Genomic DNA, 12,776 nt, shown 5'->3' on the forward strand with positions numbered 1-12,776 from the left:
ACATGAAAGATTTTACACATCCAAAATTTCCAACAATCCATATTAAATTATTATCACCTGAAACAGATATCACACTTTTAGAAACACTTTTAGCAAATTCACCCTTACAAGCTACAGAAGTTTTCGAGTTTATTCCACAAGGGTTATCAACAGATGAAAAATATTTATATGGCATTTTTGATGAAACGACTCTTGTTGGAATTATCGATGTTATTGAAGATTACCCAATTAAACAAAGTGCTTTTATTAATGAATTCTTCATTAGAGAAGACTTATTAGATAGTACTCTATCAGAAACACTCTACTTAGCTCTTGAAAAAACAGCTCAAGAAACTGGGATTACTTCAATGGAAATCAATCAAGATTTAACCACATTACCGTTTTTAGAAACAGTTGGTTTTGTCTCTCATAAAAAAAATATTTAACCCTATAGCCTCACATTATTTTGTGGGGTTTTTTGATTCAAATAAACAAGTAAATTACCTATCATATGATAAACTATTCGTACGTATTCACTAGGAGGGTTGGTTATGTTTTTTAGAAAAAAAGTCACACGAGGTCATCTTTACCGCAGTGTTTTGTTCTTTACCATCATCTATTTTATTTTGATTTATTTCCAGAAAAGGATTTTAACAGGACTGTTTAATTCTCAGCTATCTTTTACTGTTCCTGATGTATTAGGCATCGTTACCAGTGATGCCCCACTTGATGTTTTAACTAAGCGTGCCACTAACGGGGCTATTTTAACAGGTGGATTCTTATTCGTTGAAATCATTCTCTTTATTTTACTGATTCTCTTATTTTTATTCAAACTATGGCGTATTCATCAACAAGAAAAGCTTAAAAAATATGATTTTGTCTTACTAGTTGGTTTGCTTATTTTACTTATGGGTAGTTTTTATTATGCTTATATTTTAGGGACTACGTCTTTAGAAACGTATCAAACTGTCACATCTGCTCTCAATCATCTAAGTCCTAAACAACTAGATAAATTAGCGACAAGATGGAAAGATTTCATTTACAATTATCAATTCTCTTTAGGCTATTTACCTCGTGATATTTCGATTGTGATTGATCAATTTAAACAAATCATGAGTAACGTTCAAGAAGTTGCTGATATTCCTAATGTGTTGAGTCAATACATCAATCGTCTAAGTGAGTTAAAACTTCATTATTTCTTATTGATGTGTGCTGGATTTGGGACATTAATGGTTGCGCAAATCTTTGAATACCGTTTAATTCTAACTTCTTTAAAACAATTGAAACCTAAGAACAAACTTTTCACTTCTCACAATCAAGTCTCAGAAACACAACTCACTCAACTTTTAGAAGAACAACAAGTGTTGATGAGTAAAATAATTGACCTTCAAGCTGATTTACAACAAACTATAACAAAGGAATCTAACGAGACCAATCAACCAAAAGAAAAATCAAAAAAGAACAATAAAAAGAAAAAAAAATAGGTTAGACTCCTCTGAGTCTGACCTATTTTTTTACGTAATCTGCTACTAACTTTTTAATTTCTTGGTAGATTGCTTCTACTTCTTCTAAGTCCGCTGCATTGGCACCACTTGCTAATGGATGTCCTCCACCATGATGACGTTTAGCAATGGTGTTAATCACTGGACCTTTTGAACGTAAGCGTACGCGGTAAAATCCTTCTGGTTGAGCCACAAAAATCCCCCATGATTTCATTCCTTTTACCTTACCAGGAATCGGAATAATCGCTGGTGTTTCTGAGTCTACTACTCCGAAACGGTCTAATACTTCTTGAGAAAGTAATACCATACCAGCACCATTTTCATCCACAATGACATTTTCCATCACATAACCAGATAAACGCAATACATTTTCTGGCATCTCTGTCATCTCACGATTTAACTCAGCCACATCAAAATCAAACTCTCTTAACTTACTTGCTACAAAAAGAGTATGGCTCGTTGTTGCTGGGTACTTGAATCGACCTGTGTCTCCAATAATACCTGCATAGAGTAATCTCGCTGCTTCTTTTGTTAAAACAAGCTCATCTTGAAATTCTGTGTAAAAATCATAAATCAACTCACTGGCACTACTTGCTTTGGTATTAACAAAAGAAATATCCCCAAAAGGCTCATCATCTGGATGGTGATCCATCTTAATTAACAACTCACCTAATTTATATTGTTCCCCACTGATGCGTGGTTCATTAGCTGTGTCTGTCGCTATTACTAAAGCTCCTTCATACATCTCATCTGTTACCGTGTCCATTTCCACAAGGTAATTTAATTTATCCACAGGTCCTCCAACCATGTAGATTTCTTTTTCAGGAAAAGAAGCACGTAAAATGTTAGCTAAGCCTCCTTGAGAACCTAAGGCATCCATATCTGGGCTTTGATGGCGATGAATCATGATTTTAGGATATGCTTTGATTGTTTCTAATATTGTCTGAGTAACACTCATGTTTGACTTCCTCTCTATGCTTGCTCCATCAATTGACACACAGTCATTGCTTTTGCCACAACCACATTATCAATAAAGACTTCAATGTCTATTTTAGCAGAACGTCGACCAACTTCAATGATTCGAGACTTGAACTCAATTTCACTATCAATCTGAATCAATTTAAAATAATACAAACTCATTTGCTCAATCACGGAATTATAGTGATATTTCACTGACAACGTGCGTTGAGCTACTTTTGAAATAATTTGATTTAAGACACCAAAAGATAAAGTTCCCATATTGTTTACCATTTGAGGCGTCACAACAAATGAAAATTCTGGTAAAGACATCTCATCTTTTGCTTCTTTTTCCACAACTTCATCTGTAATTAAATCTGACAGAGTATTAGACACTTGTGGTTGTCTTTGAGCTAATTGCATAGCTTTCATCACATCTCGTCTAGACACGATCCCTGTAAGTGTCAAATCGTCTTCTACAACAGGTATCACCTCTAAACCGTCCCAAATCATTTGATGCCCAATACTTGCGACACTCATATGTTCCTTCGCTTTTCTTGGGTCTTTTGTCATGATTTTTTCAATCGGTTGAGTTAATGGTTTATTAACCACGTCTTTTGACGTAATAATCCCCACTAAACGGTTTGATTTATTCACTACAGGAAAACGTGTAAAGCCACTTTCTTCTGATAATTTTTGATAATCTTCTACTGTACTTTTGACATTTAAGAAGACTGTTCGATCAAAATCTGTTTGAATGTCCTTAACAGTCATAATATCTTTTTTAATCATTTGATCACTCATAGCTCGGTTAATCGTTGTCGCTACTGTAAAGGTATCATAGGTGGTTCTAATAATAGGCATTTCCACTTCATCAGCTAATGACAAAATTTCTTCTGCTACATCAAATCCCCCAGTTATTAACACAGCTGCCCCATTTTCTAAAGCTAGACGCTGTACACCTGTCCTATCTCCGACAATCATTAATGAGCCTGACGTAATATAGCGCAACATATTTTCTTCTGTCATAGCGCCAATAATATATTTTTTCAGAACTTTATCTAATCCTTTTCTTCCAGCTAAAATATCTCCTTCAATAATTTTAGAGACTTCGCCATAAGTGAGTCGCTCAATATTTTCTTTTACTTTTTTTTCGATTCTGATCGTTCCCACCCGTTGAATGGTTGAGACTAGACCAACATTTTCTGCCTCTTTAATCGCTCGGTAAGCCGTTCCTTCACTAACGGAAAGTGCTTTTGCTATCCCTCGAACAGAAATTTTCTCACCCACAGGTAAGGTTTCGATGTATTCAAGAATTTGATCATGTTTTGTTACTGCCATGTTATTCACCTAATTCTTTCTGCTTTATCTTGTTATAGTTTGAATAGTCTGTTTCAATCCAAGAACCATCAACTAATTAACATTCTATCACGATTTCTCGTGAAAACAAATCACAAGCATTATAACAGATACTAACAATACACATTAACAAGAAATATGTTACTTAGTTTCTTGTTTCATATTTCCTTTGTAAAATCTCCATGCCGTCATCCCTGTAGCTAACAAACAAATACTGAAAGATAACATATAAGTGATGTGCATACCGTACACAAAAATATCCGGTCTACCTTCAACAAAACCAACTACTTTTTCTCCCGCTTCATAGCTCATAGATTGGAATAGAATCGTTGTGGATAAAGAAATCCCCATCACCATTCCTAAGTTTCTCGCTAAAGCATTTAAACTACCTGCAATACCATATTCTTCTTTTTTCACACTAGACATAATGATTGTATTATTTGGCGCTTGGAACATGGCATTCCCTGCTCCAACTAAAGACATAATGGCAATAAACAATCCAACCGGTGACGTTTCACCTAATAATAAATAACCAATTTGTCCAATGGTTAATAAGACTAAACCAATTAACGTAATAAATTGTGGTCCTTTTTTATCTGTTAAAAAGCCACTTAAAGGAGCGCCGACTACCATTACTAAAGGAAAAATCATCATTAAAAGCCCTGCGATATTGGCTTCTAAACCAAGAACATTTTGTAAGTAAAAAGGATTAACGACATTAGCAAAAAAGTTCGTTGTAAAAATCATGACTGCTGTTAGTAAACTAACTGTAAACATCTTATTGCTGAATAAACCAAATTGCACAAGAGGTTTCTCATGATTTTTCTCAAAACGGTAAAAACCATAAAGTGAAATTAGTGACACCAGAATCATACCGATGATAAGAGGATGAAGGAAGCCTATTTCTTGACCAATAAAAATACCACCAAAGAATAATAGAATAAATAAAGCAAATAAGATAACCCCGATATAGTCAATTTTCTCCCCTGTTTTAACTTCTTCTTTAGGTAAGAAATACCAACCAAACATTAAGGTTATGATACCTACTGGTACATTAATCCAGAAAATATAAGACCATTCAAAATGTGATAAAATCACGCCGCCTATTCCAGGACCTGCAATAGCACCTAAAGAAACAAATGAACCAATCATTCCAAGCGCTCGTCCACGTTCTTCTTTTGGAAAAATTTCGGTGATAATTCCGTTACTTGTGGCCATTGTCATACTAGCACCTAGCGCTTGAATCACACGAGATACAAGTAGTAGCGGTAAGCTGCCTGGTATACCACACAGAAAAGAACCGATTATAAACACGATTGTCCCAATCTTAAACACTTTTATTTTGCCAATACTATCTCCCACTTTTCCAAAGAATAGTAAGAACACACAAATAGCCATTAAATAAATCGACACAATCCACTCAGATAAATTCATTGCCACACCTAAGTCTTTGGCGATAACAGGTAAAGCAATATTGACAATACTCCCATCTAAAGTAGACATAAAGGTAAATAAGCCCACAGCTACTAAACTAAACCATCTGTATTTTTGTACTTTTTCTTGATTCATTTTGTTTTCCCCTCTTTAACAACAAAATAAATGTAGGTTGAATAGATGTCTTCAACCTACATTTTATCTTATTTTCTCTTTTGACTAGATTCCATAATAACTGGTAGAATCACAGGTCTTCTTTTTGTTTGTTCATACAGATAACGACTTAGTTGATCTCTAATTTCTTGTTTTAAAACGCCCCAATCGAAATCTTGTTTTTCAAGATTTTCTAACACAACTGTTTCAACAATTTTGGCACTTTCAGTCATTAAATCAGTACTTGTCTTCATATAAACAAAGCCTTTTGATGTAATTCTTGGTTTAGAAATAATCTTCTTAGCTCGACGATTAATCGTCACAACTGCAATAAAAATTCCGTCCTGAGATAAGATTTTACGATCACGTAGGACGATATTACCAATATCACCTACACCTAACCCATCAATTAAAATATTTTCAGCATCTGTTGAGCCTGTCATACGTAAACGGCCCTTCTCAAATTCTAAAATATCTCCACGACCTGTAATAAAGATGTCTTGATAAGACATGCCTACTTCATGAGCTAAGTCAGCGTGAGCTGCTAGTAAACGATATTCTCCTTGAACAGGAATAAAGTATTTTGGTTTCATTAAGTTAAGCATTAATTTCAGGTCATTTTGGTTACCATGTCCTGAGACATATAGATTATCAGAAATTGTTTTGACTGTCCCACCTGCGCGGTAAATCATGTCTTCTGTTTTAGCCATCGTTGTTTCAATCGAGATTGAAGGAGTTGTAGTAATGTAAATTAAATCTCCTTCTTCAATATTAATGTTTTTATGACGACGACTTGCCATTTTTTGTAATGATTGTAATGGCTCACCCATACGACCTGTTTCTAAAATCAATAATTGATCTGGTCGTTTATTTTTCATTTCTTTTTCAGTAATGATCAAGTCTTTATTTGGTAAAGTTAATTTGCCTAAACGAATAGCTGTTTTAACAATTTGTTCTACATCTTTTCCAGTAAGAACAACAAAACGTTCCGCTTTATCCGCTGCATCAAAAATTTGTTGCACACGTTGAATGTTACTTGCCACACTTGCCACAATAATGCGACCTTCCCAGTAACGAATCGTGTCATATACTTCTTCAGCTGTTTGATTTTCTGACGCAATAAGAGCTGAATTTTCAGCATTACTTGAATCACTTAATAAAGCAAACACGCCTTCTTTACCAATCTCTGCTAAACGAGCAAAGTCTGTTGCATAAGGAGCTGACGCACTTTGATCAAACTTGAAATCTCCCGTGTAGACAATGTTACCTTCACTTGTCTTGATAGAAATACCAATTGAATCTGGAATCGTATGAGTTGTTCTAAAGAAACTAACCACTGCATTCCCGAAATCAATTTCTGTAAATTCATCGACTACATGAAACTCATTAAAATCTTTTGTGTTAGCGTAATTTTTAACATTAATTTTTGCTAACTCTGTTGTTAATTCAGTCCCAAAAACAGGTACTGATACATTTTCTAACAAGTATGGTAATGCCCCAATTGCATCGGCATGACCATGACTTAAGAAGACTCCTGCTATCTTTTCTTTGTTTTCAAGTAAATAAGTAAAATCAGGAATAACCATATCGATTCCTAACTGCTCATTTTCTGGGTATTTCAAACCACAATCCAGAACAAAGATTTCATTCTCTAGTTCAACAACGTAGATACTTTTTCCATTTTCTCTAACGCCACCTAGAGGGACTATTTTTATTTGACTCACTCTCTTTCACCTCGTTATTATTTTATGACTTGATTAATTATCGTCATTATTTTTTCTTTTTCGTTTGAATTACAGGAAACAAGAGGTAGTCTTGGTTCTCCTACTTCTAAGCCCCACTCATTGTAGATAGCTTTGATTGGCGCAGGAGACGGCACTGAAAAGACGGCATCAATCACCGGATGAATCTCTTGATGAATGCTTGCTGCTTTTGTTAAGTCTTGAGACTTGAGAGCTTCATACATGTCATGCATTTTGTCTCCTATAACGTGAGAAGACACTGAAATTACACCTGAGCCACCAATCAGTTTGGTTGGTAATGCTAGATGATCTTCCCCAGAGTAGACTAAGAAATCATCATCTGTCTCTTTGACAATCTCTGTAAAAGCAACTAATCCTTGACACTCTTTTGTTCCAATAATGTTTGGTAATTTTGCCAGTCTAAGAGTTGTCGCTACTTCTAAATTTACCCCAGTACGACCTGGTACGTTGTACAAAATAAGAGGTAAATCACTTGCTTCTGCGAGTGCTTTAAAGTGTTGATACAAACCTTCTTGACTGGGTTTATTATAATAAGGAACCACACAAAGCCCTGCCGCAACGCCTTCTAAAGCCGCTATCTTTTTAATAAAAGCAATAGAGGCTCTGGTGTCATTGCTTGACGCTCCACATATAACTGGCACACGACCTGCTACAACTTTGAGTGTTTCTTTGTATAATGCTAATTTTTCATCTTCAGACAACGTAGGAGATTCACCTGTTGTGCCACCTACGACGATACCTTCTGTGTGATGCTCCAATAAATAATTTACCACATCACGTACCTTTTCCATAGCTAAAGAACCTTTTTCATCAAAAGGAGTGACCATTGCCGTTAAAATCGAGGCATTTTTTAATGTATTTTTCATGATTGTTCACCTACTTGGGGAACTCTCACTAAATTCATCTCATGTAAACTCTCAGCTATTTGAACACTGTTCCACGCCGCACCCTTTAATAAATTGTCAGATACCACCCATAAATGGAAACCATTAGACTTATCCACATCTCGACGAATGCGTCCAACAAATACTTCTTTTTCCCCGACAGCTGTTAAAGGCTGTGGATAAAGCTGTTCTTCTGGATTATCTTCTAATACAACTCCCGGTGCTTTTTCTAGCAAGTCTTTCAAGTCTTGAACAGACACATTATCTTCTTTGATGTCAATGTATACAGATTCTGAATGTCCTGATAAAACTGGAACTCTGACACAAGTTGCACTGACTTTGAGCGTGTCATCAGACATGATTTTTTTGGTTTCATTAATCATTTTCCACTCTTCTTCTGTGTAACCTTCTGCACCAAAGACATCAATCTGAGCTAAGGCATTAAAAGCTAATGGGTAATGCTTTTTGTCTCCAGCACAAGGTAAAATAGAAGCTTCTACTTCTTCCTCACCTTGAAGCATCTCTCTAGCTTGGTCTTTCAACTCATTAATAGCCAACACACCTGCACCACTAACAGCTTGATACGTTGACACAATAATACGTTCTAAACCATATGCTTGTCTGATTGGTTCTAAGGCAACCATCATTTGAATGGTAGAACAATTTGGATTGGCAATAATTCCTTGATGAGCTGTTAGTGCTTGAGGATTAACCTCTGGCACAACTAAAGGAACTCCCTGAGTCATTCGAAAAGCACTTGTGTTGTCAATAACGACACAACCTCTATCTACAGCCTCTTGAGCGAACCTTTGGGAAATACTCCCTCCAGCACTAAACAACGCCATATCCATACCTAAAAATGCCTCTGCCGTCAATTCTTCAATGATGTACGTCTCACCTTTGAAGGTTACCTTATTTCCTGCTGAGCGCTTAGACGCTAAAAATTTAATCCCTTTAATTGGTAGTGAACTCTCTTCAAGCATTTCTCTCATTTTTGTGCCGACTGCTCCCGACGCGCCGACAATTGCAACATTATATCCCGACATATAACCTTCCTCCATTTTCCCGTAATTTCCCGATGTTACTTACGTTTCATTTTAGCATAAAAAAGAGAAAAATTCTTTAAGGAATCTTTCTCTTTTAAGACACTATTTAATTAAGTTAATGCGATCTAAAATCTTAATAATAATCATGGAAACAATAATACCAAATCCATTTTGAATCACATTACCAACTATTGACGCTACCCCAGCGACACTTCCGTATAAAAACCAAGTGGCAAAGAAGTAACCAATAATCATAAAAACAGAAGCCAGTAATAAAAATAAAATTCTCGTTGTTAATTGCTTATTACCTGACCAACGTCCAGCAATAAATCCTTGCCCTCCATGAATAACCACAGAAAAAAGTAGCCATTGTGGATAACCTAATAATAAATCTAGCATACCACCGCTAATACCACCCACGATTAATCCAGCAGGACCACCTAGTAGCATGGCCGATGTATAAATCCCTACTTCTAATAAATTGACATACCCTTTTGTTAAAGGGACTGGAAAAATAAAAGTTAGAGCTAATACCACTGTTAAGGCCGTTAACATGGCTAGTAAGGCAAACTTATCTTTAACAATCTTCATCAACAATCCTCCACACTCTTTTAGTTGTAATTTATCATAACTCAAAAATAAAAAAATAAACAGAGTCTATACAAAAAAAGACCCACTAATATGAGTGATAGGTTAAGAGATTCAATTGACATTTATTACGACATTAACAATCCCACTAAGATACATAAAAAATAAACAGCAGAGCTTTTTAGACTCTGCTGTTTATTAATCTCTAAATTGAGCCTCGTACAACCGACGATAAGCACCGTTCTTATCCATCAACTCATCATGAGTACCATCTTCTGCAATACCCTGTTCATTCACAACAATAATGCGAGTGGCTTGTTTGATAGTTGCTAAACGATGGGCAATAATCAAAGTTGTTCGCCCTTTTGATAAAGACATGAGTGATTCTTGGATCACATTTTCTGTTTCTGTATCAAGAGCTGATGTCGCCTCATCTAAAATCAAAATAGGTGGATTCTTCAGAAACATTCTAGCAATAGCCACACGTTGTTTTTGTCCACCAGACAATTTAACACCACGCTCACCAATGACTGTATCTAATCCTTCTGGGAGCTCTTCAATCACATGACTCAAATGAGCTAAAGCAACTGCTTCTAAAATCTCCTCTTCATTTGCTTCTAATTTACCATAAGCAATATTTTCTCTTAATGTGCCTGGGAATAAAAAGACATCCTGTTGAACAATCCCGATTTGCTTTCTCAAAGAAGCCATACTAAGTTCTTGGATATTGTATCCATCTACTGAGATATTTCCTGAATCAATCTCATAAAAACGAGGTAGCAAATGACATAGCGTCGTTTTTCCAGCACCACTAGGGCCTACAAACGCCACTGTTTCTCCTTGATTAATGGTTAAAGACAATTGATTCAACACTGACGTACCATCGCTATAAGAAAAATCAACTTTATCATAGATGATATCTCCTTTTAAAGAATCTACTTCAATGGCATTTTCTTGATCTTGAATACTTGGCTCTTTATCTAACTCCGTAATAAATCGCTTAAAACCAGCAAAACCTTTAGGATAACTTTCTAGCATCACATTAATTTTTTCAATGGGTCTAGCAAATACATTAGATAATAGAATGAACCCAACAAAATTTCCACTAGTAATGTCACCTTTAATCGTGTAATAAGAACCAAATAACAAAGCAAATAAACTAATCAAACGAATCAAAAAGTAATTATAAGAAGAGCTTAACGCCATAGTTTTGTAAAAAGCTAACTTCGATTGACGATACAAATTGTTTAGCATACCAAATCTAGTCTTTTCAACTTCTTCATTTGCAAAGGCTTGAGTTACTCTAATCCCACTAACACTGGCTTCAATCCCAGCATTGAACTCTCCCAAATTTTCATAGATTTGTGTGTTCACTTTTGTCATTCGTTTATTGAAGTAAGCCAAAGCAATCGTAATAAACGGCACCATAATCGCAGTCGCCACTGCTAATTGCGGGTGAATATTAAACATCAACAGGAATGAACCTACTAACGTCATAATCGTGATAAACACATCTTCTGGACCATGATGGGCGACTTCTGAAATTTCAAATAAATCACTTGTTAGTCGACTCATTAACTTCCCTGTTTTTTGATTGTCATAAAATTCAAAGGGTTGTTTTTGAAAATGAGCAAATAGTTCATTTCGCATATCTGTTTCAATGTTAACCCCTAACTTATGACCAAAATAAACCACCACATACTGAAACACTGTATTAATCATATAAAAAAACAATAGCAATGTGCTTACCATGACAATTAACCTTAAATTTTCAAGAGGCATGATTTTATCAATCACTTGATTGACAATCACTGGAAAACTTAATTCTAATAGTGCCGCAATAATGGCACAGGTAAAATCCAATATAAATAAAGCCTTGTAAGGCTTATAATAAGCAAAAAAACGTTTTAACAACCTAATCCCTCCAACTAATCTTTAAGTTACACTATAGCAAAGGTCTTATTTTTTGTCTTATTCTTTTAACTGAACACATAAAAAAATACGATAACACTGAATTTTATCCCAGTATCATCGTGTTTAATTAAGTGACGTTAAATGAAAAAGAGGCTAATAGCCTCTCTTCATTTAAGTTATATTTATGGGTTTGAAGCAACTGTCCAAGTAACTTTACCTTTAAAGCTACCTTCATTACTAGCTGCTCCTGGAGCTAAGACTAATTTAGCATCGCTACCTACTGATGTGTGAACTCCACGAGTTCCATTTTCTCCTTGAATAGCATCTGCAGCTTTACCTGAGTAAGTCATAATTGTTTGTTCTTGTTTACCAGCTTCTAATTGAACAGGTTTTGCCTCATACTTATCACTGGCTTTTGTAGTACTCGGATCAATTGGAGCAGGTAGGTAATCCTGTACAGGCTTACCATTAACAATTTTTTCTCCAATAGGACCAATGTTATATTCTTTCAATTCTGTTGGATTTAATTCAAGAATACCTGGTAATTTAGTGTTGACATCTCCAATTTTTGTTAAGTCTGATAACTGAGCAGTTAACTTCCATGGTGCTGTAGTCCATACTTTACGATCTCCAGCTGTTCTACGGTCATCATTGACTGCTAAATACTGTGCATCTTTATAATCATGTTTGTTATCCATGTGAATCCCAGCATCTGAAATTAGTTCTTCGAATTTAAATGATGTTGGTACATGTGCAATGGCTAATCTATCAACAAATGGCCCTTTTCCTGGCTTAGTTCCATCATCTTTTGTTAGATTAACGTATACATCTGTTTCTTCAGATGGTCCATACATATCTACATTAGCTAATGCTGTTGGTGCTGCGATTGATAAAACTAATCCTGATAACAATACTGTAGAAAAAATTGACTTCTTCATAATAAATTCTCCCCTTCTTTTTATTGTGTTTGAGTTTAATAATTTATATATTTATAACACCTTTTTTGAAAATATATAATTATCAAATCATCTTTACAACTTAATTGTAACATATATTAGTTTATTTATACACCTTTTTATGAAAAATAACTTCAGTTAATGATGATTTTCCACCCATTTAAAGCCTTTTAACAACCTATTAACAACATTAAAAAAACTAAAAACAGATTTATAACAAATAAAAACACTAATTATAAAA

General features: G+C 35.1%; 11 protein-coding genes. 2 read left to right on the top strand and 9 right to left on the bottom strand.

What is annotated here, in order from left to right:
* Positions 1-2: 2 nt before the first annotated feature.
* Positions 3-425: a GNAT family N-acetyltransferase gene (locus DOK76_RS05235; protein ID WP_206965481.1), complete on the top strand. Its 423-nt coding sequence runs from the start codon at positions 3-5 to the stop codon at positions 423-425.
* A gap of 105 nt (positions 426-530) precedes the next feature.
* A complete protein-coding gene (locus DOK76_RS05240) occupies positions 531-1,463 on the top strand; it encodes a hypothetical protein (RefSeq protein WP_206965483.1) in 933 nt (310 codons plus the stop codon).
* 22 nt (positions 1,464-1,485) lie between these two features.
* Here the strand turns inward: DOK76_RS05240 and DOK76_RS05245 are convergent, their stop codons facing one another.
* The 9 genes from DOK76_RS05245 to DOK76_RS05285 form a co-directional block, all read right to left on the bottom strand.
* Entirely contained in the window at positions 1,486-2,439 is a 954-nt protein-coding gene (locus DOK76_RS05245) for a DHH family phosphoesterase (protein WP_206965485.1), read from the bottom strand.
* A 14-nt stretch (positions 2,440-2,453) separates the two neighbouring features.
* On the bottom strand, positions 2,454-3,779 hold the full coding sequence (locus DOK76_RS05250) for a DRTGG domain-containing protein (RefSeq protein ID WP_206965487.1): 1,326 nt from the start codon (positions 3,777-3,779) through the stop codon (positions 2,454-2,456).
* A gap of 159 nt (positions 3,780-3,938) precedes the next feature.
* On the bottom strand, positions 3,939-5,366 hold the full coding sequence (locus tag DOK76_RS05255) for an MFS transporter (RefSeq protein WP_206965489.1): 1,428 nt from the start codon (positions 5,364-5,366) through the stop codon (positions 3,939-3,941).
* A 68-nt stretch (positions 5,367-5,434) separates the two neighbouring features.
* Positions 5,435-7,108 (bottom strand): ribonuclease J, encoded by a 1,674-nt coding sequence (locus tag DOK76_RS05260; protein ID WP_206965490.1) that lies wholly within the window; start codon positions 7,106-7,108, stop codon positions 5,435-5,437.
* A gap of 17 nt (positions 7,109-7,125) precedes the next feature.
* The gene (gene dapA / locus DOK76_RS05265; protein WP_206965491.1) at positions 7,126-8,013 is read right to left on the bottom strand and encodes a 4-hydroxy-tetrahydrodipicolinate synthase; all 888 of its coding nucleotides are present in this window, start codon (positions 8,011-8,013) and stop codon (positions 7,126-7,128) included.
* Positions 8,010-9,077, bottom strand: coding sequence for an aspartate-semialdehyde dehydrogenase (locus tag DOK76_RS05270; protein ID WP_206965492.1), 1,068 nt, complete (start codon positions 9,075-9,077; stop codon positions 8,010-8,012). Before DOK76_RS05270 ends, dapA begins: the two co-directional genes overlap by 4 nt.
* Positions 9,078-9,179: 102 nt before the next feature.
* On the bottom strand, positions 9,180-9,668 hold the full coding sequence (locus DOK76_RS05275; RefSeq protein WP_206965493.1) for an ECF transporter S component: 489 nt from the start codon (positions 9,666-9,668) through the stop codon (positions 9,180-9,182).
* Positions 9,669-9,863: 195 nt separating this feature from the next.
* Entirely contained in the window at positions 9,864-11,579 is a 1,716-nt protein-coding gene (locus DOK76_RS05280) for an ABC transporter ATP-binding protein (protein WP_206965494.1), read from the bottom strand.
* A gap of 182 nt (positions 11,580-11,761) precedes the next feature.
* Complete coding sequence (locus tag DOK76_RS05285; protein ID WP_206965495.1) at positions 11,762-12,517, bottom strand: WxL domain-containing protein; 756 nt, start codon at positions 12,515-12,517, stop codon at positions 11,762-11,764.
* Positions 12,518-12,776 lie beyond the last annotated feature (259 nt).

The sequence above is a fragment of the Candidatus Vagococcus giribetii genome (assembly GCF_017316185.1).
Lineage (GTDB): Bacteria > Bacillota > Bacilli > Lactobacillales > Vagococcaceae > Vagococcus > Vagococcus giribetii.